Origin of the sequence: Pseudoalteromonas sp. MM17-2 (assembly GCF_022347945.1) — a bacterium.
Lineage (GTDB): Bacteria > Pseudomonadota > Gammaproteobacteria > Enterobacterales > Alteromonadaceae > Pseudoalteromonas > Pseudoalteromonas ruthenica.
The window spans coordinates 26,569-51,712 of record NZ_JAKRFV010000009.1 but is presented as its reverse complement, the minus strand read 5'-3'; the positions used below and the strand labels follow the sequence as shown (position 1 = coordinate 51,712).

Sequence of the window (25,144 nt, the reverse complement as noted above, 5' to 3'; positions counted from 1 at the left end):
GTTGAATTCAGCAACCTAGGTACGGCTCCTTTGCATCACCATATTAGCTTCAAACAAGATGAAGGCCTCAGGCTGCAAATCAGTCAATCGCTGTTGCCAAAGTCTCATTCGCTCGTGGAGTTGTATCTTTGCATTCCCAATGAAATGGGGATCAATCCTAATACTTTAAGTGAAGAAAGCTTTTATCATAACCATGTGAAAACGCGCATGGCTTATAACGCCAGTGGCATCCACCTGCCTTTGGTGCGCAGTCGTTTTATAAGTAAAAACCGAGGTGATGAGCAAGACTATCGGCAGAACCTCAACTTGTATTGTTATCAGGTAAGGTTGGCGTTAGATACCGATGTTAATGAAGCGTTGGCCATAAAGGAGCCGGATGCATTTTTTATTCGTGTTCAAGCCATGCAACAAGAAACTGAGCGGCTGTTAAAGCGTTTACGGCGGTATAAGCCCAAAGAAGAAAAGTTGTTGTCGTTTTTTTACAATGCCGATAACTTTCTTAGCTGGCACGCTGAGCAAGTGATTTTAAAACTCCTTGATAAAGGACCGAAAAGAAGTGAGCATGCTGTTGAGCGCAAGCAATTACTTCAGTTTTGCGAGGCAGAAAACGGCTACCGCGAACAAAAACGTTATAACTCTGTATCCACTGTGGATGACCCCAATCGGCTAGCGAATAAAATGCATTTGTTGCAACGCTTAATCGAGCATGGGGTGGTACTCAGACGAGAAACGCGAAACTTAAACACCTTATTAAGACGTGTTGTTAAAGGCTCGGTCACCGCGATTATGATGGCCTTTGTCATGTTACTGGTGCTGACTGCACGGACCAACTTCACTCAGGTAACTATCGGTTTAGTCGCTTTATTAGGCACCATTTACGGGCTCAGGGAGATCTTTAAAGAAGACATCACGCGTATTATTTGGCGTCGTATTATTATGGGCCGTGCTAAATGGTTACAGTCTTTTTATAACTCCACTACGAAAGTGAAAGTGGCGAAACAAAAGGTCTGGTTGGAATATATAAAACCAACGCGGATCCCCAAAGAGATAGCGGCTATCTTCTCTAAGCGCCGACAGCAAAATAAGCAGGCAGCGCAATGGATGTATATGCGCTTTGAATGTGATGTGCCCGTGAACACCTTTATGCCAGGCTACGATGCCTTGCACCAGAGCATAAACATTAGCATGGCGCCGATGGTGCGCTACTTACGTAAAGGGGAAGGGCGAGTATATGAGTACAGTGGTAAAAAAATCCGCAAGCATGCCGTTGAAAGGCGTTATCAAATTAATGTGGTACTCGTGACGCGTGATGATAACCACGAGGCTCAAGCCCAGCGCTATAAGATCACCCTCAATCGCTCACAAATTGTTGCCCTAGAAAAAATCGGCTCACCCAGTGCGTGAGCCGTGGCCTCGCTACAGCCCTTTTTCTGAATAGAGTGTTACTTTGTCGGAAACTAAGGTTATTTGAATATTTTTGCTCTCAGAGCCCCAAATACAGTTAGTGTGAAGCGCTTTCTTTTCACACGCATCAGCTTCTCCAAGCAGGGCTTCGACTTCGGTTTTATCCATGCCCACAGACAGTTGCTCGTAATTCTCCAGCGTTACTTTCGAGCAGGCACTCAAGGTGAGCACGGTGGCTAAAGAGAGAAAGAGAGATTTTTTCATTGTTTTTCCTCACATTGAATTAATGGTTAAAGCGCCTTATTTGCACCAGCATGCCTAGTTGTGGGTGGTCAAAATAATGGATTTCGCCGGAAATAACACGACGAAATTGCGAAAACTCGCCACTCAAGTGTGTTTCTGTATCCCCAGTCTGACGCAATGTTAACGCCGAGGTAATATAGAGGTAATGGTTTAGATGCACCTTTAAAAAGCCATCTAACTGCCAAATTAAGTTATATTCCGGACGTATTGGGCTCAAAAAATCTGCGCTATTAGGCACATTTTTTGGCACTCGAGCAATTAGCTCGCCACCGTACAAGCGGAATTTAGGGGCCGTTCGTTTCGATTGCCCAGGAAAGCGCCAACCTGTGTGCAAAAGCACTTGCCTACCAATGCGCGCCAGTTGATCACGCTTATCGCTAAATTGCAATTGCGATTGGGCTAGCACATAAGGCGTGTCGGTATGTTCATACACCTCTCCATCGACGACCTGAGGTAAACGGGTCAGTGCGCTAAAATCCTCTTTGCTGTATTCACACGCTGCGGATACTTGGTTGTCACTTGCAAGCAGAGGTTTGGCAGGCGTCGTGGGTGGGTCAATCTGCCCCGCTAAGCACTGCTTGGTGAGCGTCGTGATATAGCCCTCAGTGATAATATCGTCATTACTGTGATAATCATCGAGTTTGGCATTGTCATTGGCTAAGGTCTCACTGATTAACGCATCAGGTTGGCTAAACACCAAGACCTCAATTTCGAACCAGCGCCCATCGGCGGCGTAGCTCAGGCTACTAAAACACCCAGCCATCAGCATAGCTATTATTCTTATCATTTACTTCCTACCTTGGCTTCGAAATCCGCAATCATCGCGGTGATCAGTTTTAAGCGCTCTTGAGCATTGGCTTCATCAATCATTAAGCGTAACCGATTGGCGCCTTCCATTCTATAGTGCTGTGGATCAGCTTGGATTAAACCAATAATAAATTCGGGGCTAACCTTGGTCTGTTCACTAAATTCAAAGTACCCGCCCTTAGGATTGGCCTCAACCTTAGTGATACCCAAGGCCCCAGCGCGGATTTTCAGTTGCTGCACGGCAAATAAATTCTTGGTGGCATCAGGGAGTAGGCCGAAACGGTCAATAAGCTCGACCTTCAGCTCATCAAGGGCATCAAAATCACTGGCACTGGCGATACGCTTATAAAGCCCCAAGCGCAGATTAACATCACTGATATAATCATTGGGCAATAGCGCAGCCAGTTTAATATCGACTTCGGTGTGCGCTTTAATCAGCTTATCTAGGGTGGGTTCTTGGCCATTTTTTAGCGCTTCCACCGCTTGCTCTAGCATCTCCATGTACATGCTAAACCCGATGGTCTGGATTTGCCCGCTTTGCTCATCGCCAAGTAGTTCACCGGCGCCGCGAATTTCTAAGTCATGAGTGGCCAAGGTGAAGCCCGCACCGAGGTCTTCAAGGGACTCGATGGCCTCTAAGCGTTTTTGTGCGTCTTTCGACATCGCTTTAGGGCCCGGGGTGAGCAAATAGGCATAGGCCTGATGGTGGCTGCGGCCGACGCGCCCGCGCAACTGGTGCAATTGCGCTAAGCCGAGACGATCCGCGCGGTCCATAATAATAGTATTTGCACTGGGGATATCAATGCCAGTCTCAATGATGGTGGTACACACCAACACATTAAAGCGTTGATGGTAAAACTCGCTCATTAGGCTTTCTAGTTCACGCTCGCGCATTTGACCGTGGGCGACCGCGACACTGGCCTCAGGCACGACTTTGCGAATATCCTCGGCAGTGCGCTCGATGGTTTCAACGTTATTATGGAGGAAATACACCTGACCACCGCGTTTAATTTCCCGCAAAATAGCTTCACGGATCATGTCATCGTCTCGTTGGCGCACAAAGGTCTTTACCGCTAAACGTTTGGCTGGTGGCGTGGCAATAATGGATAAGTCACGCATGCCACTCATGGCCATGTTTAGGGTTCGTGGAATTGGCGTGGCCGTTAGGGTGAGAATATCGACATCTGCACGCAGGGCCTTAATCTTTTCTTTTTGACGCACCCCGAAACGGTGCTCTTCATCGACAATAAGTAAACCAAGGTCGGCGAACTTAATGTTTTCTTGCAACAACTTATGGGTGCCGATAACAATATCGACTTGGCCATCTTTTATTTTGGCTAAGGTGGCATTTTGCTCTTTCGTGGATTTGAACCGTGACAAAATATCGACTTCCACAGGGAAGTCGGCAAAGCGGTCACGGAAGTTCTCAAAGTGCTGCTGCGCCAACAGTGTGGTGGGCACCAATACCGCCACTTGCTTAGAATCGGCAACGGCAGTATAGGCTGCGCGCATCGCCACTTCGGTTTTACCAAAACCGACATCACCACAGACCAAGCGATCCATGGCATTTTTGCTTTGCATATCGCTGAGCACGGCATCAATAGCATTTTGCTGATCATCGGTGGCCTCAAACACAAAATTATCGCTGAATTGTCGATAGCCAGCATCATCAAGAGCAAACTTATAGCCTGGCTTAGCTTGGCGTTTGGCATAGATATCGAGCAGCTCAGCGGCCACATCACGGACTTTCTCGGCAGCGCGGCGTTTGGCTTTCTCCCAGGCATCAGAGCCAAGTTTATGTAATGGCGCGCTGGCTTCTTCTCCCCCGGAATAACGACTGAGCATATGCAATGCCGATACCGGTACATAGAGCTTGGCGTCATTGGCATACATGATGGTGACGAATTCCGTGGCAACACCCGCTGCATCGAGTGTCTCCAGGCCCACATAGCGGCCCACACCGTGGTCTAAATGGACGATTGGCTGACCTTCTTTGAGTTCCGCTAAGTTGCGGATCAGCGCATCACTGCTGGCCTGGTGTTTATGTTTACGGCGGCGGCGTTGTGATACGCGGATCCCGAGCAGTTCTTGTTCGGTGATTAAACTGACACGGGCATTGTGAGTTAGCACCACGCTTTGCTCAAAAGGTGCCACCAGTAAAGAAATATCCGCGTCGCTGTCTAGACATTGTGCCAAGGTATCAAAAGCGCGGATTTTCAAGCCGCTGGGTTTGAGCAACGTTAGTAGCGCTTCACGACGGCCATCGGATTCTACGCACAGCACGATACGCGCGCCTTGGCGCTTTTGCTCTACGGCGTAATCTAAAAAGGCGCCATAGGGAGGCTGCTTACTATGATCTATGCGTACCTCGGGCAATGGCTCGCAGGGAAGATTAAAGTAGCCGGCTTTGGTTGGCAGCTTCGCTTGCGATAAATCAATGCGCGGATAGGCTTTGCACTGCTGATTTAACTCTTCAATGGGCAAGTAGAGCTGGTTAGGTGGTAACAGCGGTCGCAGAGGGTCCACTTTGCGGCTTTCATAGCGGCTGTGCACATCATCTAAAAACTGCTGGGCACCATGCTGGGTATCGCCCATATGCATAAATACTGCTTGCTCGGGCAGATAATCAAATAAGGTGCCCAAGTGCTCAAAAAATAGCGGCAGGTAGTACTCAATACCCGCAGGCAGGGCGCCTTTACTGACTTGCATGTATACCGAGTCTTGCTCGGCACTGGCACCGAAGGCTTCGCGATATTGGATGCGAAAACGTTCAATGTCGCTATCCGTGGTGCCAAATTCATGCGCCGGTAATAAATTGATGTGGCTTATATTATCGCTAGAGCGCTGGCTGTCGACATCAAAGTGACTCATGCTGTCTATTTCATCGTCGAACAAATCAAAACGCACAGGCGCGTTTTGACCCATTGCGAATAAGTCGACCACCGAGCCGCGCACCGCATACTCACCATGGGCCATCACCTGCTGGGTGTGGATGTAACCGGCATCATCAAGCTGTTTGCGCAACTTGTCGATGTTAAGCGTGTCACCAACTTGATAAACAATGGCATTGCCATAAATAAATTCTTTCGGCGCAGCACGCAGCATCAGCGTGGCAACGGGCACAATCAGCACGCCGTGGCTGATATTGTTCAAACGACTGAGGGTATGCAGCCGGGTAGAGACAATGTCTTGATGAGGTGAGAAATGATCATAAGGCAATGTTTCCCAATCAGGAAATACCATCACTTCATCACGGCTCAAGGTCGCATGTAATTCATGCTCGAGCTTCAACGCACTGGGGGTGTCCGGTGTCACTAACACCACTAACTGCTGATGTTGCTTAACCGCTTCGCCAATGCTCAGAGCGAGGGCACTGCCATGTAGCTGGCCCCACTTTATTTTGTCTTGTTGTGTCTTTACCCAAGGCAATTCAATGAACTGCGCTAACTGCATGGAATACTCCGTTTTAATCGCGATAAAGTTTGGTTAAATCACCATAATGATCGATGCGGCGATCGCGTAGGTAGGGCCAAATGCGACGGACTTTTTCACCGCGCTGTAAATCAAGCTCTGCCACTAATACTTCGGGTTTATCATCACAGGCTTTAGCCAGTAACTCACCCTGCGGCCCGGCGATAAATGAGTGACCCCAGAAATCGATCCCGGCGCTGTGCCCGCTTGGGTCGGCCTCAAAGCCGGTGCGGTTGGCACTGATAACATAGACACCATTGGCCACTGCGTGGGCGCGCTGGGAAATAACCCAGGCATCTTGTTGACGTTGTTGCTCAGCAGCATCATCATTTTTATCCCAGCCAATGGCGGTCGGGTAAATCAAGATTTCAGCGCCTTTAGTGGCCATTAATCGCGCTGCCTCTGGAAACCATTGATCCCAACACACCAACACCCCTAAGGTGCCAAGCGAGGTTTTTATTGGCTCAAACCCTAAATCACCGGGCGTGAAGTAAAACTTCTCATAAAACCCGGGGTCATCAGGAATATGCATTTTGCGATACTTACCAGCGATACTGCCATCCGTTTCCAGCACCACGGCGGTGTTGTGGTATAAGCCGGCGGCGCGACGCTCGAATAGTGAGGCAACGATCACCACCCCGAGCTCTTTTGCAAGCTCGCCAAAGACTTGCGTGCTCTGACCAGGTATGGTCTCAGCCAAATCAAATTGCTCGACATCTTCGCTTTGACAAAAATATAAGCCAGTATGAAGCTCCTGCAGGACCACCAACTGGGCGCCTTGCGCGGCTGCTTCACGAATGCCGTTAATAGACTGTGTTAGGTTGTAATCACGCTCGGCGGTATTTTGCTGTTGCACCAAGGCAACGCGCAATGATTGTTGGGTTGGGGCGCTCATCGTTCCTCCAAAAAGCCATGCGGTAGTTGCATGGTTATACAGTGTAAGCTGCCAAATTGTTCAATCAGCGCGCGACAATCGATACCGATCACCTCACGCTCAGGATACGCCTTGGCGATTTGCTTAAGCGCCACGGCATCATGTGGGTCGTTATAGGTTGGCACCAACACCGCGCCATTGATAATTAAATAATTTGCATAGGTGGCCGGTAAGCGCTGACCCTCGGCGTTGGTGATGGGCCTAGGCCAGGGTAGGGCAATAAGGTGATAAGGCTCATTATCGAGCCCTCTTAGTGCCACGAGCTCCTCACGCATCGCGCCCAAAGCCTGATAGTGCTCATCGTTAGGGTCGTCGCAATGCACGTAAACCAGCACATTATTTGGAGCAAAACGCACTAAAGTATCAATGTGGGAGTCGGTATCATCGCCAGCTAAGTAGCCGTGCTCCAACCACAGGATTTTTTGTGCTCCTAGTAGTTGCGCTAAGGTGCTGTCGATTTGTGCGGCCGATAACTGTTGGTTGCGGTTCTCATTGTGAACACATTGACGGGTACTCAACAGCACCCCATGCTCGTTGATTTCAACGGCGCCGCCTTCAAGGATAAATTCACTGCGCTCTACGTTTACTTGAGCGCTAAGGGCCTGAGCGAATACTTGCTGGTTAATGGCGTTGTCTTTCTCGGCTGCATATTTACCGCCCCAAGCGGTAAACTGACAGTCGAGGGCTTTTAGCCCTGTGCCATCACTTAGGGTCAGTGGGCCATGGTCACGCGCCCACGTGTCGTTGCACTGAGCGCGGACAAAACGCACCTGATTCAAATCGGTGTTTTGTGCCGTTAATCGCACCCGGATATGGGCTTCAAGCGCTTCGTTGTCGACAACGATAAGCAGCTTTTGACGCTGGCTAATATGATCGCACAGCGCTAAATACACGCTCTCGACAGCTGGCAAATTCGCCGCCCAATCGGTATTCGAATGCGGCCAGGTTAACATCACGGCATCCTGCTGATGCCACTCAGGGAGGAGTCTAAACGTCATTTCAATGAATCACAGAAAAACAAGCCGCTAGTTTAGCACTTACAGCTTGAATGTCAGCTAAATAAGGCCCGGAATTATTATCATGGAGCACCGCCAAAAACGGGTAGGTATCTAAGCGTTAATTATCGCGTTGCTGTTCATGGCGCTTTTTCAGTTGTCGAGTTTGAGCGTGTAAACTGGCGCGTACGAGAAGCTCTTGGTCTTGCTCGCGAATAGTAGCAAAAAGAATCTTGTGCAAGCAGCCATCACCCTGGGTATCAACCTCAATGACTTCGCCATAGCAATAGATGGCGGCGGCCTCTTGCTCTAAAAACAACTTACATCGCACATACTGGCCAACCTCCATTGGCTGTTCACGTCGTAAGGTAAACCCTGAGCCACCATAGCTTTGGCAGCGCTCACTAGGCTGGTCGGTACTTTCCTGCATCAAAATATGACTAAGAATGAGATCGATTTTACGGGACTGCAGTGATAAGTAGTGGGCGAGTTCATTGGCGGTTTCACCGAGCAGTCGCAGCGGTCGAAGCGCTGATTGTTCGAGCGTATTGACTTCATTGGCGAGGCGAAAAAGCGGCGGGATATCGCGCTCTAGAGCGTCGGCGTCGGTGGGAACGAGGGCGGATTCTATGCTCTCTACGACGACATTCACGCTTTCTTGAATTTGAAAAAACTCGGCGAATAACTCGCTTTTTTCATTGCTCATGTTGCTCACTTATCTCAACCACATTACTTAAAAGACCTTATCGGCACAGTCATTGTTGCACAGCACTATGAGCAGCGCTGCCATTAAGCCTTACCCTACTGTCGAAAGTAAGTTTTAACTTGCTGATTTTTCTATAGTAGCTGTCATTGCAACGTTTGAAAAGAAAAGGCGCTATAACAGCGCCTTTGAGAGACTTTTTGGCAGAGGCTACAGTAGGCCTTCGTCAGTTTCTACCTGCTCCTTTTTATGTTGCGCTGCGATTTCCTCGCTCAGCGCTTGGCGTGAGCGTTTTTCACCAATACGGCGCTCAGTGAGCCAATAGAAGAACAGTGGGACAAAGAACACGGCTAGGAAGGTCGCGGCCATCATCCCGCCCATCACCCCGGTTCCCACACTGTGGCGGGCTCCGGCGCCAGCACCGGAGCTCAACACTAAGGGCACAACACCAAGAATAAAGGCCAATGAGGTCATAATTATGGGGCGAAAACGCAGCCGGGCTGCTTCTAATGCAGCGGCGGCAGCGCTCCAACCTTGTTGATGTTTGAGCAAGGCATACTCAACAATCAAAATAGCGTTTTTGCCTGCTAAGCCCAGTAGGGTGACCAGACCAATTTGGAAGTAAACATCATTTGTGAGCCCTGCCACCCAAATTGAAATCAGTGCGCCAAAGGTACCAAAAGGCAAAGCCAGCATCACCGATAAGGGCAGTGACCAACGCTCGTATAAGGCTGCAAGAATCAAAAACACCATGATCACCGCTAATCCTAATGCTAATCCGGTGGTGCCAGAACTGCGTTTTTCTTGAAACGCGGTGCCGGTCCAGTCATAGGTCATACCCGCTGGCAGCACTTGCTCGGCAATACGTTCGATTTCGGCAATCGCTTGTCCGGAGCTGTAACCCGGCGCGGCTTCACCGAGTAACTTTACGGCGGGTAAGTTATTATACCGACTCAAGCTATCCGGCCCCCGGGTAAATTCCACCGTGGTGAAAGCCGACATCGGCACCATGTCACCAGAGTGACTCTTGACGTAGATTCGGCCTATGTCTTGCGGCTGCATACGATATTCGGCATCAGCAGACATCAATACTTGCCATGCACGTCCAAACTTATTGAAATCATTGACATAGTAAGTGCCCAGCGTACCAGCCAGCGTATTGAAAGCATCATTAATATTGACTCCCATAGCTCGCGCTTGCTCCCGGTCTATATCCACTTTTAGCTGTGGAGCGTCGGGGCGCCACAAGGTTTGCACACTGCCGACAATAGGGCTTTTTTGTGCTTCATTCATAACCAGCTGCATGGCTTGTTGAAGCTTTTCTGGGCCACCTGCGCCTTTATTTTGAATGTAAAACTCAAAACCACCGGTGGTGCCTAAACCGAAGATAGCGGGGGGGTTAAAAGCCAGCACTAAGGCTTCATTGATGTGTGCGGTTTTGCCAAACAACTCTGCCACTAAGGCCTTGGTATCGACCTCGCGGTCATCCCAATGGGTTTGCGTAACAAATAAGGTTGCGGCGGAGTTTTTATAGCCGCCCCCGATAAAGTCAAAGCCAGTAAAAGCAGCGACATTTTCGTTGGCGGGGTTGGATTTAACCGCCGCGACCACTTCGTCAACCACCGCTGCGGTGCGCTCTAGTGATGAACCATCCGGTAGAAAAACAGCGGCAATGTAGAAGCCTTGATCTTCATCGGGTACCAAGGAGCTCGGCGTTTTTTGCCAAATGCCAACAGTTGCGCTGACCATGGCTATCATTAACACCAGCCCAAGCACGCCACGACGCACCATAAACCCTACGGCGCCCACATATTTATGGGTCACCGCGCTGAAGAACTTATTAAACCAAATGAAGAAACCGGCTGTTTGTTTATGCTCATGCTTTAAAATCATTACACACAGCGCCGGAGTCATGGTTAACGCAACCACACCAGAGAGACTCACAGAGATAGAGATGGTAATCGCAAATTGGCGGAAAAGTTCACCAGTTAGCCCACCCAGAAAAGCAATCGGCACGAACACTGAACACAGCACTAAAACAATGGCTACCACTGGCCCAGAAACCTCTCGCATCGCCTTGATAGCTGCTTCGTGAGCACTGACATGCTCTTCGTGCATAATGCGCTCAACATTTTCAAGCACCACGATGGCGTCATCAACCACAATACCTATAGATAACACCATGCCAAATAGCGTCAGCGTATTGATGGAATAACCCAACATATACATGCCAGCAAAGGTGCCTAATAACGAGACCGGGACCGCTAACGTAGGGATCAGTGTGGCACGCCAGTTCTGTAAAAATAAGAACACCACCAGAAATACCAATAGCATGGCCTCGGCCAGGGTTTTTACCACCTCACGAATGGACACCTCGACAAAGCGGGTGGTGTCGTAGGAGACCACATGCTCAAGACCCATAGGGAACTGCGGTTTGAACTCAGCCATCACGCCATTGACTTCTTTCGCTACGTCCAGCGCGTTTGCGCCGGGCTGCAGAAATATCCCCAACAGCACCGCTTCTTTGCCATTGACGGTGCCGTTAAAGTTGTAATCCTTGGAGCCGAGCTCAACTCGCGCAACGTCTTTAAGGCGCAGGCTGCTGCCATCGGGATTCGAGCGGACAATAATATTCTCGAATTCTTGTGGCTCAGACATGCGCCCGCGAGCGGTGACACTATAAACCAAAGATTGCGGTGACTTGGAAGTCGGGGTCGCACCAATTTTACCCGCCGCATATTGCGAGTTTTGCACCCGAATCGCATTGGCCACTTCATCCACGGTGACGCCCAATTGGCTCATTAAGTCAGGGCGTAACCAGATTCGCATGGCGTAATCTTTAGCGCCAAATATTTGTACATTGGTAGTGCCAGGGATGCGTTTAATACGATCGAGAATGTTAAGGGTGACATAGTTCGAAGTCCACAATGACGAGCGTGACCCGTCAGGGGAGTAAAACGCATGCACTTGCAAAAAGCTCGACGAGCCCTTTTGCACCACCACGCCTTGCCGTCGAGTCTCCTCTGGTAAGCGAGCCTCAACCTGTTTCACGCGGTTGTTCACATCCACAGCGGCTTGGTCGACATCAGTGCCGATTTCAAAGGTCACCTCGATGGTGGTTGCGCCGGCGCTGCTGGAGGTTGAAGACATATACATCATGCCCTCAACACCAGTAATGGCATTTTCGATTGGCGCCGCCACTGTTTGCTCCAAAACTTCGGCGGAAGCGCCAGGATAACTGGCTGTGACTTGCACTACAGGAGGGGCAATTTCCGGATACTGAGCTATGGGTAGGGCACGCATGGCAGCTAAACCAGCAAGGACAATGACAATGCTGATCACAAAAGCAAAAATCGGCCTATCAATAAAATAACGAGAGAACATAATGCTGCTTATCCCTGCTGTTGCTGATTAGACACGGTAATAGGCATACCTGGGAAGAAAATGCGCGCCATGCCTTCGACAACAATTTCATCTCCGGCATTAATGCCGCTGCGAATAATCCATAGGTTCTCAGTCTTGTCACCATTTTGTTTACGATACCATTCGCCCACTTGCACTGGAGCGGGGCGAGCGATGGTTGCACCTTGTTCATTTTTTCCGACAACATACACAAACTTGCCGGTGCCATTATCCAACACCGCACGTTGGGGCACCACGAAGGTGTTGTTACGCACCGCGCCGATAAGTTCTACTTGCACGAACTGACCAGGGCGCAAACTAAACTCAGGATTGGGCACAATAGCCTGAAACTCTGAGGTGCCGGTATTAGGATTGATGCGCACATCAGTAAAGTTAACCTCGCCACCGTGATGGTATTCACTGCCGTCTTGCAAACGTAGGCGTGTTTGCCATTGGCCGTCTTCAGGTAAGCTCAATTCGCCCTTTTTCTGTGCCTGGCGCATCATAAGTTGCTCACGTTCTGAGAGGCCAAAACGCACTCTGACAGGGTCTAATTCGGTAATATAGGTCAGCAGTAACTCGGGCCCTGGCACGAAGGTACCCTCAGAGACTAACTCTCGGCCCATTACCCCGGCAACGGGAGCTTTGACTTGGGCATAGTCCAAGTTTAATTTTGCCTCACGCAGCTGCACTTTGCTGGCTTGTAAATCAGCGGTGGCGATTTGAACACTGGAAATGGCGTTATCATAATCGCGCTGTGATACTGATTTGTCTTCGCGTAACTTTTTCAGCCGCTTGGTTTCTCGCTGCGCTTGCTCTAAACGCGCTTGAGCGGCATTGACAGCCGCTTGGGCTTGCTCATAAGCGAGCTGGTAGGGGGCAAGGTCAATAGTGAACAGGGATTGGCCGGCATCGACTGTTTGACCTTCAGAGAAGTTTCGAGATTCAAGCACGCCGCTGACCCGAGCACGTATCTCCACCTCTTTCGAGCCTGATACCGTGGCCGGTACAGAGATAATAAAAGGCGCATCCACCGCTTTGGCGGTGATGGTTTCGACTTGGGCATTAGGCATGCCCCCTTGTGATTGTTGTGCTGGCTGCTCACAGGCACTTAACAATAATAAAGAGCTGAACACCAGTGTAACTGGACGTAATACAGTAGTAATAGAATAACGACGCATGAGTGAAGCGTTTCCCTTTGCAAATTGAATGATATGGGTCAGACGTTGTTATAGCGTGCTCTCGCAGGCGAGTTGCCAAGCCACACCGAGGTGACAATTCGCGGTTATTCTATGCGGGCGCAGGCTTTTTTGGTGCATGTCATGCGCTCAAGTGTATCGGCATTACTGTGCATGAGCACAACATTGAAGACACAAATCGTGGCACGACCGCCAACGCTCAGTGTAGATGACAGCCGAAAATTTTTACATATTTAATTACGGGTGTTAGCACTGAGTAAACGAAAGTGTATACTTATTTTCATCTCAGGTATACATCTTCGTTTACTATTGCTGCGAATAATCATTGGTTCCGTTATACTGCGCAGCAAATCGTTGAGGGGCGGAATATGAGTAGTAATAAGCAGCAGGCGGTGATCACCGCTGCTATCGCATTATTTGCACAACACGGCCTTGCAGGTACCACTATGGAAGCGGTGGCGGGCAAGGCAAAGGTATCAAAGCGCACTTTGTATAAATATTACTCCAGTAAAGAGCATTTATTTGATGGTGTGGTGGACCTACTCATAGAGCGTATTCGTCCACTGCAAGAAAACCATTTTTGCGCGCAAACCCCGATAAAAGAGCAATTGCAAGCACAGGCCCATGTCGGCTTACGATTGACACAAGACAAAGACTACCTGACCCTGTCGCGCATTGTTATGATTGAATCCTTGCGTTCGAAAAAGCGCGCGGCCAAGCTGCAAGAGCGGTTTCAAAGTTTTGAGCAAGGTTTGCACTCATGGTTTTATGAGGCGCAGCAGCAAGGTGCTTTGGGTGAAACGCCCGCCGAAATCGCTGCTGCCGTGTTCTACGGGGGCATGAAAAAGTTGGCATATTGGGAGCAGCTCATCAAGTGGAAACCGCCGGTGGAAAAAGAAAAGCTCGACCAGTTAGTCGAGCTTACCTGTCGGATGTTCACTCGCCATTAAAATAATCGGGCGTGCCATGTGCTTCAATACCGTCACTGAGGCGCTTGAGTGCGACGGCATAGACCGCATCGCGAAAATCGAGTTCTTGGCGCTGTACTTGCTCGTTAGCGCGCGCAAATGCACGGCGCATCACTTGCTCTAGCTCTTGCTCAACCCGCTCTCGCGACCATTGGTAACCGCAACGGTTTTGTACCCACTCGAAGTAGCTGACAGTCACACCACCGGCGTTGGCCAAAATATCAGGGATCACAATGACACCCTGTTGTTTTAGTATACTGTCGGCATCACTGGTTACCGGGCCATTAGCTATCTCAACGATATACCGTGCTTTGACTTGCTCAGCATTCTCAGCGGTGATCACGCCGCCTAATGCAGCGGGAATTAAAATATCGACATCGCAGTGCAGCAGCTCCTCATTAGAGAGGGTGTCGTAGTCCTGACTTTCACACACTGAGCCTTCACAATAGACCGCTTTAAGCTCTTTATGCTCTTGCTTTTGCTGATAGACGCTATCAACGTTGAGACCTTCTTGGCGATAAATAGCTCCTTTAGAGTCACTAACGGCCACTACTTTGTAGCCATCGTTAGCGAGTAAACGGGCAACATGATAACCGCCGTTACCGAAGCCCTGCACTGCCACTGTGGTTTGCTGAGGGTCGAGATTGTCACGTTTTTCTAATTCTTTAATACATAGGTAAGCGCCGCGCCCAGTGGCATCGTCGCGGCCAATACTGCCGCCGAGAGCCAATGGTTTACCGGTGATCACGCCGGGATTTTTAACCCGGGTAATTTTTTCATACTCATCCATCATCCAGCCCATAATAAGGGCATTGGTATACACATCCGGTGCTGGAATATCACGCTCAGGGCCAATAAAATCGGCCATAGAGCGCACATAGGCGCGTGATAAGCGTTCAAGTTCAAAAGGAGATAAGGTTTTCGGGTCGACACTCACACCGCCTTTTGCGCCTCCAAATGGAATATCGACGACAGCGCATTTGAGCGTCATCCACAGCGCTAAGGCTTGTACTTCTTCGCTGTCAACTTCGGGGTGGAAGCGAATACCGCCTTTGGTCGGGCCGAGCACATTGTTGTGCTGGCAACGGTAGCCAGGGAAATACTGAACATGGCCATCATCCATACGCACTTCAACGTTCACGTGCATCATTGCCTGCGCGTGACTGAGCGTGTTGAGAACGTGTTGCGAGCACTGGATGGCATCCCCGATGCGTTTTAATCGTGCCACTGCGTCGTCAAAAGTTGTGCTACTCATTGGGCCTCCATTGGCGTGATTCGATTTTGCTTAAGAGCAAGGTCGAACTATTTAGAACAATTATTTTTTATACCTAAATCAAACGTCTATATAGCATTTGTGGTTCACTTTTTAAGGTTATTTAATTTCTGGGATTGAAATAGATAAAATCAACCCTATCTCTAAGAGGCATTCAATATCGGCAATTAGCCGAGTATAAATATAATTACAGGGCACCCATGCGCAACGGTATAATTATGGTCATCGTGTTAATGACGCTGCTTTTGAGCAGTGCATCCGCGCTTGCCCATACCCATACCACGACAGCCGAATCACCGCTCTGCTCACTGATGATGCAAGAACCAATGCAGTGCAGCTTTGATGATGTTAGCGCCGATGACGCCTCTGAGCACCAGCGCTCAGCACCGCACCCCGCGCAGTTGCCCGAGCGCGCTATGCGTACTCACCCCAGCTATTTTTTACACCCGGAGCAACAACCACTTTACTTGCTGGCGTACACATTGGCGCAACACACCGCGCCGTTTAAACAGCGCTTTGAGGCGCCACCCGCCAGCCATTTTGAACCTTGGTATATCGCTAGGGAACAGAAAAAATGCGGCCTTATCAATCACTGTCAGGCCGCGAACTTAACTTATCGTAGCCGGCTTCACTACGAGCCCTGAGTTAAATCGACCTTCGTTCTATTAATACCGAAATCAAGATTTAACACGCTTGCTGAGCAAGCGAAAAGGACTCACAATGAGACAACAACCTCACTCGCAAGAGCGAGTCAAAGGCGCGTCGGCGCTGAGCAGACAGCTGCGCTTATTTACTTGTATTAGTGTTATTTTAGTACTTTTTCTTAGTGCGCTTCCCAATATTTACCCTGATCAAGCTGTAGTGCATGTGGCGTCTGTGCACACCCACAGCGACACCGTTAATATTAAAACAGAGTTGACAGAGGCTGGTTTTACCCTCGCAAAGGCGCACTATGATGCTAGCGAGCAACGCTTTGATATCCGTTTAACTGATCCCGCACGCAGTGCCGAAGCCGCACGTATATTGCGTGAGCATGGGCACGAGCAGGTCAAAGTCGTCAGCCAAAGCAGCACACCACAATGGCTTCAAAGTTTGGGGTTAGCGCCGATGAAGCTCGGTCTGGACTTAGGGGGAGGAGTGCTATTCGTATTGCAAGTGGATACTGACCAAGCACTCGCCACACGGTTAAAGAGCATTGCCGAAGAGGCCAATACGCTGAGAGTTAAAGCGCGTTTACGGGGCATAAAAATACACTCGCCGCAAAATAACGAAGTACGCTTAGTGGCAGCGCCGACCAACCAAGCGCACTTACAGCAATTGGTTGACAAGCTGCAAGCGGCCTACCCAAAACTGGATATCGGTCGCGCCCATCAAGGCAGCTTAGAAATAGTATCCTTACGCTACACGCAGGCGCAGCAACAGCAATTTGCTCAGGCAGATATGACACAAGCGTTGGCTACTTTGCGCTCGCGCATCGAGGAGCTAGGCATAACCGAAGCTGTGGTGCAACGCCAAGGCGAGCGGGCTATTCGTATTGAGCTACCCGGTGTGCAAGACCCCAGTGAAGCAAAGCGTATTATTGGTGCCACTGCACAGCTTTCTTTTCACGGCCTGCAAGAAATTGGCGGTAAGCGGGTGCGCACAGAGCAAGGGCACAGCATCGCCATAGAGAGTAAAGCGATATTTACGGGTGCAGATATCACCGGTGCTCAAGCTGGTCGAGATGAAATGGGACAGCCGATCGTGCAGTTGCAGTTATCTTCAGCAGGAGGAGATAAAATTAATCGGTTCTCGCGTGCGCACATAGGTCAACCCATGGCCACCTTGTACAGTGAATATGTAGCAGATGCGCAAGGTGAGGTGCAAATGCGCGAGCAGGTCATATCTGTGGCGACCATTAACGAAGCCTTGGGAACACGTTTTAGTATTACCGGGCTGGGCACCTGGCAACGGGCTCAAGACTTAGCCTTAGTATTGCGCGCAGGCTCATTAGAAGCACCCATTACCATAGTCAAAGAGCAAACCATGACCCCCAGCCTCGGTAAGCAAAACATAGAGAACGGTTTTAACGCCTTGTTATTGGGCTTGGCGTTGACATTGTCGTTTATGCTGCTGTGGTATCGGCGTTTAGGGATTGTCGCCAACCTTGCATTGGCAATTAACCTAATTGCTTTGGTGGGGCTCATGTCACTGCTACCCGGCGTGGTTTTAACGCTACCTGGGATCGCCGGTTTGGTGCTGACCATTGGCATGGCGGTGGATACCAACGTCATTATCTTTGAGCGTATCAAGGAGGAACTGCGCTTAGGCAGAACCCGCCTACAGGCGCTCAAACGTGGCTATCAAGGCGCGATGAGCAGTATTATTGATGCCAACTTAACGACATTTATCAGTGCCTTAGTGCTTATCGGTGTGGGCTATGGCCCAGTTAAAGGTTTTGCCATTACTTTGGCGCTGGGCATTCTCACCAGTGTATTTAGCGGTGTATTGGTGTCTTCTTACTTGTCACAGTGGTTGTTCGCAGCTGCGAAGGAGGTGCGTCATGGCTAATTATTTAACGCGATTACGCCATCTGGGAATGGCGGTCAGTATGCTTATGCTAGCACTCGCCGGCTCTGTGATTGCTATCAAAGGAGTACCGCTTGGCCAGGATTTTACTGGCGGTTATGTGCATCAATTTCAAGCGCCTGAGGCGCTCACTCAACAGCAACTACAAAGCCAATTAGAGGGCATACTCAGTGGCGATTTTCAATTAAGTGCGCACAGTGATAATCAATATCAATTGTTTCAACCACCGAGCGAAGGGCAGAGCAACCCTAAGTGGCTCGATGCCTGGGTCGGTGACAACGCATTGGTGCTACTGGATAGCAGCTTCTTAGGTGCACAGGCCGGTGACGAGCTCATCGACCAAGGGCTAATGGCGTTGTTATTCGCAACCCTAGCGGTGATGCTGTATTTAGTCTGTCGCTTTGAATGGCGTTTAGCGCTGGCGGCCACCTTGGCGTTGGTGCATGACGTTGCACTGACGCTGGCGGTGCTGGTGCTCTTTGACATTCCTTTCACCTTAACCGTGTTAGCTGCCATCCTTGCCATCATTGGCTATTCGCTCAATGACTCCATTGTTATCGGTGATAAGGTGCGTGAGATTGTCCGCGCTAAGCCCGCACAATCGGTGGCGGTGAGTATCAATACCGCCATTGCCGCATCCATGAGTCGCACGCTAATCACCTCAATGACCACACTGGCGACGATTGTCAGTATCTGGGCGTTGGCAGGGCCGCCGCTGCAAGGGTTTGCCATCACCCTGTTTGTGGGTGTGCTGGTGGGCACTTGGTCATCGGTGTTTATCAGTGCCACCGTGCCGCATTGGTTAGGGCTTAGCGCCGAAAACTACACCAACCAAGACAGTGATGAGGTAAAACGTCAACTCGCTCAACCTTAGCGTTACTCTCTATCTAGGAGGCTTAGCCTCCTAGATTATATCCCGCCTAAAGTCGCATTTTTATCTCCATAGCCTAGTATAAAGTGACATAAACAAGCAGTTTTACAAGCACTTGGAGTGAACATTGCTAGAGTCATTGATAGCCAGCGTAAATGCGCTGTTGTGGGGAGAAGGGCAGATCCTTATTTATTTATTGCTCTTTGCTGGTGTGTGGTTTTCGATTTCGCTCAGAGGGATTCAGCTCACTCATTTTACCCATATGTTTGCGCTATTAAGAACCAGCACACACGCTCACAAAAACCAGATAAGCTCATTTCAAGCGCTGTGCACCGGTCTAAGTGCTCGTGTCGGCACTGGCAACCTCGCCGGTGTGGCAGTGGCTATTTCTTTGGGCGGCAGTGGTGCCGTGTTTTGGATGTGGGTGATTGCCATACTCGGTATGGCCACTGGCTTTGCCGAAAGCGTGCTAGGGCAAGTGTATAAGGTACGTGATAGCCAAGGCGAGTTTCGCGGCGGCCCTGCGTACTACATTCAAATGGGACTGGGGCAAAAATGGTTAGCCATTGCCTTTGCGCTGTGTTTGTTTCTCGGTTATGGCTTTAGCTTTAGTGCCATGCAAACCAACACTATCACCGATGCGTTGCATCACGCCTTTGGTATGGACCGATTTTATGCCGGTTTGGTTATCACCTTAGTCACAGGCAGTATCATCGCCGGTGGCTTTAAGGCCATTGCCCGTTTTGCCGAGCGAGTGGTGCCGTTAATGGGGTTAGTTTTTGTGTTTAGCGCCCTGGTGGTGACGATGATCAACTATGAACGGGTGCCGGCGATGCTCAGTGATATTTTGCACAGTGCATTCGGCCTGCAAGAGGCGGGAGCTGGGGCGCTCGGAGCAGCGATTAAAAATGGTATTCAGCGCGGCCTTTATTCCAATGAGGCTGGAGCCGGGAGTGTTCCCCACGCAGCGGGTGCGGCAACACCAACACCGAATCATCCAGCCACACAAGGGTATATACAAATGCTAGGGGTGTTTTTCGACACCATAGTGCTATGCAGCTGCACGGCGGTGATTATATTACTGGCGGATATCCCCATCAGCGGCGATATGGAGGGCATTCGCCTCACCCAGGATGCCATGACCGCGCATATGGCCGATGCCGGTGTGTATTTTGTTGCGGCGGCAATCACCTTGTTTGCATTTACCTCAGTGGTGGCAAACTTCGCCTATGCCGAGAGCAACTTGCACCTTTTTGCACTGGATAATCGTATGGGCAGAGGCCTGTACATGCTCAGTTATCTAGCGATGATGTTATGGGGAGCCAGTGCCAAGCTTGAGCAAGTATGGAGTTTAGCCGATATGGCCTTAGGCTTGATGACGCTGGTTAATATCATCGCGATTGTGCAGCTCACGCCGACGATTAAACGCGTTACATCAGACTACCACCGCCAGCGTAAGCAGGGTAAAGCTCCCGAATTTTGCGTAGCAAAGGTCAAGATACAGGGGCAAACAGAGTCCGGAATTTGGCAAGAGAAAAGTATAGATAACTGAGCTAAAAGCATTTTACGTTATTCATGGCAATTTTTGTTACACTCACGGCTTTGATGACTGTCGCCGTTAAGGTGTTAAGGAAAACCATGAGTAAACTACGAATTAGTCGTGATAGTGGCTATGCAGATAGGGCTAGAAAGTACACGGTTATGTGTGAAGGTGAGGCGTTGGGTAAAATTGGTAATGGCGAAAGTGTTGAGTTTGATGTGCCACCAGGCGAAAAAGAAGTTTATTTAAAAGTGGACTGGTGCCGCTCTAATAAAGTGCGTATTAACGTGCCAACAGAAGGGACGGCGCAGCTAAGCGGCGGTTCAAACTTACGTGGTCCGCGAATTATGCTCGCCATTGTTTATGTACTTTTTAAGCCGCATGATTACCTATGGCTAACTGCGCAAGCAGACTAGCCGTTCAACCTTCCTCTGTTTTAGGTGGTGATGGCTAGCGCTGTCACTACCTAATAGGGCGATGATTAAAAACGCCGCTCAGACCTAGGTTTTTGTCGATAAATTTCATTCAGATTAATTAAAACTACTGTTAACGAAATTCACTGCTCATCGGATGTTTTTGAGTTTATTCTAAGCTGGCAACATGCAACCCCAACCCATAAAACGAGCTTTGTAGGCTCATTTTATAATACGGGACGGGTCACTTTCCAAGCATTAGAGGCAGCGATGAAGCAAATACTCATTACACTCATGATTTTATTTAGCACCAGTGTATTGGCTGAAGACCAACTAACCAAAAACAAACAACTGGTCATTGATTTTTATACCGATGTGGTACTCGCCGAAGACGGGACACATATCGATAAGTACCTAGGTCCGCGCTATATCCAACATAACCCCATGGTCGCAGATGGTAAAGAAGGCCTGCGGGCGTTATTGCGCAGCTTGCCTAAACGAGATAAAAGCGCCGGACCCAGTGGCGAAATAGTGCGGGTGATAGCTGAGGGCGACTTGGTGGTATTACACGTTAAAAGTGACCACTGGCCGCAGCCAAATGGCGGTGCCATTGTTGATATATTTCGTGTGGAAAATGGCAAAATTGTTGAGCACTGGGATGTCATTCAAGCTATTCCTGAGCAAGCCAAAAATACCAATACCATGTTTTAGCTTTACCATTGAGCAGTGCAACCCGAGGCCTAATTATACTGCCTCAGGTTGTGGCTCGGGCTCTTTCCATCGATTGACTGCTTTTAAGCCAACTTCAAAACCGAGGCGATAGTCCTCTTCTAAAGTCTCGATACTTGAGCCTAACACCATAGATTGTAATGGCCGAGTTGGGGCTATTTGAACCACGTTAACACCTTCAGGTGGTGACCTCATAAACTCAACAGCCTCGGCGTAACGTTGTTGATAGTGATGATAAATTTCAAACATCCGTGGCGATTGGTTGATGCGCCTCATAATAGGTTTAAGTCTCTCCAACACCGGCATCTTGCCATCATCATGAGCTTCAACTGTGCGGATCACCCAAATGGTTTTCGCGCCTTTTTCATGAGCCCACCGCACCGGCAGGGGGTCGGCAACGCCACCATCCATCATGCCATGACCTTCGACTTTTACGCCGGGACGATACAGAAATGGGATGGCGCTTGAGGCCTTTAGGTGCGCAAACATATTTTCATGCCACGTATGTAAGTAATGCGGCTCAAACGAGTCGTAGTGGCTAGCAACCGCATAAAAATTACTCTCTGGCGTGAGGTTATTAGGCTCAGTAGGGAAGCGCACCTTGCCGTTGTGCTCAACTTGATGGAAATACCAGTCGAGGTCAATGACGTTACCACCGGTGAAAAACCGGGCCGGTCGGAAAAACTGTTGCTCTGTGGTGAGGTGCTCAATCGCTGTTTGCGCGTATTGGCGCGCCCGAGCACAGTAAGCAGCGAGATTTTGGGCGCCTGCAGAAACACCGACTTTTAAATCGAAGGGCGCAAATTTCTTTTCTAGGAAAGCATCGAGCACGCCTGCGGTAAAAATGCCTTTTTGTCCACCGCCTTCGGCAATAAGTGCGGAGCGTATATGTGTTGTCATGTTGTACTCTTCTATTAATTATTAATGTGTGAAGAGGTACACATTTCACCAAAACCAATTACGTGCAGAGATTTTCGCCGTCAGCTTTGGTCAATTGTGTTTCATCCCCCACTGAATGTGGAATATTAGCTGTATTATGGGCGATAGCGATGAATTTCAAGTTAATCAACAATAATAGCGGCTAAAAGTTGTTCGCCCATTTGTGTTAACAGGGCTTCATCTGGCTGTGTAAACGCATAGGTGCGCATGCCGTAAATGCCCATGGCCAAAAAGCGCGCTAGCTTCATCGCGTCATCTTGGTTCACGGCTTCACCTTGGTGTTGAGCGCGGCGAATTTGCGCAGCTAGGTTCTGCTCTAATTGCTTGAGGTTTTGTGCAAGAATATTGGCCACTTCCGGGTCTTGGCCTTCAATTTCATTTAAAGAGCGAGTGAGCAAACATACCTTCGCACAGGTCTTTTGCACGCACTCAGTGACCGTGTTGGCGATAAATTCACGCAAACTATCAACAACCGGGCGTTGGGCGTTAAAAATGGTGTCGAACGCTTGTTGTTTTTGCTGATGGTAGTGACTCACCGCCTCGATAAACAGGCCTTTTTTACTGCCAAATGCGCAATAAATAGAGCCCGGATGCAACCCCGTTGCTTGGGTTAGTTTTTGCATGCTGGCTTTGCTGTAACCATGCTCCATAAAGGTTTGCATGGCTTGTTGTAAAACGTGGGCTCGGTCAAATTCGGCGCTGCGCATAAAAACGACATGATGCTGCTAACTAAGATAACGAACATGGTACCATTTATTTTCAATATTTACTTGAATTAGCATTCAACAATCCATACGTTGAATATACATTCAAAAAAATAAATATGCTTTATATGACCGATCTTCTTTTACAACCTTATTCATTAAATGACGAACTGACTCTTAAAAATCGCATTCTTATGGCGCCGCTTACGCGCTGTATGGCGGATGATAATCTCGTACCAACGGAAAAAATGGCGGCCTATTATGCTCGTCGCGCTGATGCTGGGTTGATCATTAGTGAAGCCACGATTATTCGCCCTGATGCTCAAGGCTATCCGAATGTGCCGGGTATATTCACCAGTGAGCAAATACAAGGTTGGCGCAATGTCACTGAGCAAGTGCATGACCAAGGAGGCAAGATATTTTGCCAACTATGGCATGTTGGCCGTGTCGCCCATCCACACTTCTTTGCAGGGGATGTGCTCGGTGCCAGTGCGATTGGTATCGAAGGCACTGTGCCGCGCATGCGTGAATTAAGTTATCAAACACCTAAAGCCGCGAGTGAAGCGCAAATCGAACAGCTTGTGGCTGATTACGCTAAAGCAGCAGAAAACGCGATAGAAGCTGGTTTTGACGGCGTTGAGATCCATGGTGCTAATGGCTACCTGATTGATCAATTCCTGCACCACAGTAGCAATCAACGCAACGACAACTATGGCGGCAATGCTGCCAATCGCGCACGTTTTGCACTTGAGGTGGTCGACGCTGTAATCGCGCGTGTGGGTGCTGCGAAAGTGGGTTTACGGTTATCCCCTGGGGCGTACTTCCTGCTCGATGAGGGCGATGAGCAAGATACCGCCGTATTCGACTATTTACTGGAGCAGCTGAATCATCGAAACCTTGCGTATCTACACTTGGGTATTTTCGATGACAGCATGCGTTTCCCTTATCTTGGTGGCAACGGCATTGCCTCGCAATATCTACGTAAACACTATAACGGGAACTTGGTAGGTGTTGGCAGTTATACGCCGGAGCAAGGCGCCGAGGCAATCAGTAATGAAGAGTTCGATTTACTAGCCTTAGGTCGTCCTTTTATTGCCAACCCTGATTTGGTCGCCAAAGTGAAAGCGCAAAAACCACTCACGCCATACACTGATGATATGTTGGCTGAACTTTACTAAAAAGGCTGCGCTAGCTTTGCAGTGCCGCTATATTTCTGGTGGTGGGCGAAGAAAATGCAAAAATATGACCCTTGTCATGAATTTGCAATTTTGGCGCTTTATGATGAGTGGCAAGTAATGACGTATGTGTTGCTTGAACTCTGATTAGACCCCGACTTAGCCGCTGACAACAGCGGCTTTTTTTTGTGCCGATTTTTGCACATGTAAATCACATATCGAGTAGACATTCACAGGCAGGCTAGGGCGGCGCTTATCGCTGATGTTGAATTCATTTTCAGCAGAGAGCAAATTACACTGCAACTGCGACAGGGTTTCTTGTAGCACGAAGTTGTCTAATTCATGGTCAATGGCGGTGTACCATAACACGTACTGTTGGCCTTGGTAGCGCACACTGATGTCCTGCCATAAGCGCTCAGGAGGCTCGCCAAAAACAGGGTGCTCTGTGGTCATGGGGGCAAAGTAAAAGTGTCCGCTGCTGTCAGTTTTCGCACGGCTAACGAATTGCTGATCGCCCACCGATAAGGTGCGGGTAATTTCAACATTAGCCAGCTCAGAGCCGCCTAAAGCAAGCTTTCCCTTCACTTGCGGGGATAGGGTTTGAGATTGGGTCACTAAATCAGAGATAAGTGGGCGATGTTGCCCAAAATCACCAAGCAGCGTCACTGAGCAAGCAAGTAAGCCGGCACAAAAAAGGCTGAAAGCAATCAATCGCATTGGCACGCTCCTGTGTGCTAATTCATTCC

21 protein-coding genes are annotated in these 25,144 nt (G+C 49.3%); 9 read left to right on the top strand and 12 right to left on the bottom strand.

The genetic code is table 11. The features are described from left to right. Nucleotides 1-30: 30 nt before the first annotated feature. Nucleotides 31-1,404: a hypothetical protein gene (locus tag MHM93_RS09450; RefSeq protein WP_239448882.1), complete on the top strand. Its 1,374-nt coding sequence runs from the start codon at nucleotides 31-33 to the stop codon at nucleotides 1,402-1,404. Between the two features lie 12 nt (nucleotides 1,405-1,416). Here the strand turns inward: MHM93_RS09450 and MHM93_RS09445 are convergent, their stop codons facing one another. The 8 genes from MHM93_RS09445 to MHM93_RS09410 form a co-directional block, all read right to left on the bottom strand. Continuing rightward, the gene (locus MHM93_RS09445; protein ID WP_022943670.1) at nucleotides 1,417-1,668 is read right to left on the bottom strand and encodes a hypothetical protein; all 252 of its coding nucleotides are present in this window, start codon (nucleotides 1,666-1,668) and stop codon (nucleotides 1,417-1,419) included. Nucleotides 1,669-1,687: 19 nt separating this feature from the next. Further along, nucleotides 1,688-2,494 carry a CsiV family protein gene (locus tag MHM93_RS09440; RefSeq protein ID WP_239448880.1) on the bottom strand — a complete coding sequence of 269 codons (807 nt, stop codon included), beginning with the start codon at nucleotides 2,492-2,494 and terminating at the stop codon, nucleotides 1,688-1,690. Continuing rightward, nucleotides 2,491-5,967 carry a transcription-repair coupling factor gene (gene mfd, locus MHM93_RS09435; RefSeq protein WP_239448878.1) on the bottom strand — a complete coding sequence of 1,159 codons (3,477 nt, stop codon included), beginning with the start codon at nucleotides 5,965-5,967 and terminating at the stop codon, nucleotides 2,491-2,493. Before mfd ends, MHM93_RS09440 begins: the two co-directional genes overlap by 4 nt. A gap of 13 nt (nucleotides 5,968-5,980) precedes the next feature. Next, a complete protein-coding gene (locus MHM93_RS09430; protein ID WP_053911239.1) occupies nucleotides 5,981-6,880 on the bottom strand; it encodes a carbon-nitrogen hydrolase in 900 nt (299 codons plus the stop codon). Next, a complete protein-coding gene (locus MHM93_RS09425) occupies nucleotides 6,877-7,917 on the bottom strand; it encodes an agmatine deiminase family protein (protein WP_239448876.1) in 1,041 nt (346 codons plus the stop codon). The genes MHM93_RS09430 and MHM93_RS09425 overlap by 4 nt, the downstream gene beginning before the upstream one ends. A gap of 118 nt (nucleotides 7,918-8,035) precedes the next feature. Next, entirely contained in the window at nucleotides 8,036-8,620 is a 585-nt protein-coding gene (locus MHM93_RS09420; protein ID WP_239448874.1) for a PilZ domain-containing protein, read from the bottom strand. Nucleotides 8,621-8,827: 207 nt separating this feature from the next. Next, nucleotides 8,828-12,001 (bottom strand): multidrug efflux RND transporter permease subunit, encoded by a 3,174-nt coding sequence (locus tag MHM93_RS09415; RefSeq protein WP_022943756.1) that lies wholly within the window; start codon nucleotides 11,999-12,001, stop codon nucleotides 8,828-8,830. Between the two features lie 8 nt (nucleotides 12,002-12,009). After that, complete coding sequence (locus tag MHM93_RS09410; RefSeq protein ID WP_045978677.1) at nucleotides 12,010-13,200, bottom strand: efflux RND transporter periplasmic adaptor subunit; 1,191 nt, start codon at nucleotides 13,198-13,200, stop codon at nucleotides 12,010-12,012. 386 nt (nucleotides 13,201-13,586) lie between these two features. Between MHM93_RS09410 and MHM93_RS09405 the strand changes: the two genes are divergently transcribed. Further along, nucleotides 13,587-14,168: a TetR/AcrR family transcriptional regulator gene (locus MHM93_RS09405; protein ID WP_022943758.1), complete on the top strand. Its 582-nt coding sequence runs from the start codon at nucleotides 13,587-13,589 to the stop codon at nucleotides 14,166-14,168. Here the strand turns inward: MHM93_RS09405 and MHM93_RS09400 are convergent. Then, nucleotides 14,155-15,441: a Glu/Leu/Phe/Val dehydrogenase gene (locus MHM93_RS09400; RefSeq protein WP_239448872.1), complete on the bottom strand. Its 1,287-nt coding sequence runs from the start codon at nucleotides 15,439-15,441 to the stop codon at nucleotides 14,155-14,157. The two genes, MHM93_RS09405 and MHM93_RS09400, sit on opposite strands and share 14 nt — an antisense overlap. A gap of 218 nt (nucleotides 15,442-15,659) precedes the next feature. Here MHM93_RS09400 and MHM93_RS09395 point away from each other — a divergent pair, with 218 nt between their 5' ends. The 6 genes from MHM93_RS09395 to MHM93_RS09370 all read left to right on the top strand — a co-directional run bounded on the left by MHM93_RS09395 (nucleotide 15,660) and on the right by MHM93_RS09370 (nucleotide 21,562). Then, nucleotides 15,660-16,103, top strand: coding sequence for a hypothetical protein (locus MHM93_RS09395; RefSeq protein WP_239448870.1), 444 nt, complete (start codon nucleotides 15,660-15,662; stop codon nucleotides 16,101-16,103). 76 nt (nucleotides 16,104-16,179) lie between these two features. After that, a complete protein-coding gene (secD, locus tag MHM93_RS09390) occupies nucleotides 16,180-18,009 on the top strand; it encodes a protein translocase subunit SecD (RefSeq protein WP_239448868.1) in 1,830 nt (609 codons plus the stop codon). Further along, nucleotides 18,002-18,901, top strand: coding sequence for a protein translocase subunit SecF (gene secF / locus MHM93_RS09385; protein ID WP_239448867.1), 900 nt, complete (start codon nucleotides 18,002-18,004; stop codon nucleotides 18,899-18,901). The genes secD and secF overlap by 8 nt, the downstream gene beginning before the upstream one ends. Nucleotides 18,902-19,025: 124 nt before the next feature. Further along, entirely contained in the window at nucleotides 19,026-20,450 is a 1,425-nt protein-coding gene (locus tag MHM93_RS09380) for an alanine/glycine:cation symporter family protein (RefSeq protein WP_239448866.1), read from the top strand. Between the two features lie 86 nt (nucleotides 20,451-20,536). Then, entirely contained in the window at nucleotides 20,537-20,854 is a 318-nt protein-coding gene (locus MHM93_RS09375; protein WP_239448864.1) for a hypothetical protein, read from the top strand. 267 nt (nucleotides 20,855-21,121) lie between these two features. Then, complete coding sequence (locus MHM93_RS09370) at nucleotides 21,122-21,562, top strand: nuclear transport factor 2 family protein (RefSeq protein WP_053911228.1); 441 nt, start codon at nucleotides 21,122-21,124, stop codon at nucleotides 21,560-21,562. 33 nt (nucleotides 21,563-21,595) lie between these two features. Here MHM93_RS09370 and MHM93_RS09365 read toward each other — a convergent pair whose 3' ends face one another. Together MHM93_RS09365 and MHM93_RS09360 are read right to left on the bottom strand one after the other, a co-directional pair. After that, nucleotides 21,596-22,480 carry a patatin family protein gene (locus MHM93_RS09365; protein ID WP_022943766.1) on the bottom strand — a complete coding sequence of 295 codons (885 nt, stop codon included), beginning with the start codon at nucleotides 22,478-22,480 and terminating at the stop codon, nucleotides 21,596-21,598. A 161-nt stretch (nucleotides 22,481-22,641) separates the two neighbouring features. Further along, nucleotides 22,642-23,226, bottom strand: coding sequence for a TetR/AcrR family transcriptional regulator (locus tag MHM93_RS09360; RefSeq protein WP_022943767.1), 585 nt, complete (start codon nucleotides 23,224-23,226; stop codon nucleotides 22,642-22,644). Nucleotides 23,227-23,351: 125 nt separating this feature from the next. Between MHM93_RS09360 and MHM93_RS09355 the strand changes: the two genes are divergently transcribed. Continuing rightward, nucleotides 23,352-24,401, top strand: coding sequence for an alkene reductase (locus MHM93_RS09355; RefSeq protein WP_239448863.1), 1,050 nt, complete (start codon nucleotides 23,352-23,354; stop codon nucleotides 24,399-24,401). A 156-nt stretch (nucleotides 24,402-24,557) separates the two neighbouring features. On the opposite strand, the gene MHM93_RS09350 is transcribed toward MHM93_RS09355, so the two are convergent. Continuing rightward, complete coding sequence (locus MHM93_RS09350; RefSeq protein ID WP_239448862.1) at nucleotides 24,558-25,115, bottom strand: DUF6795 domain-containing protein; 558 nt, start codon at nucleotides 25,113-25,115, stop codon at nucleotides 24,558-24,560. Between the last annotated feature and the right edge of the window lie 29 nt (nucleotides 25,116-25,144).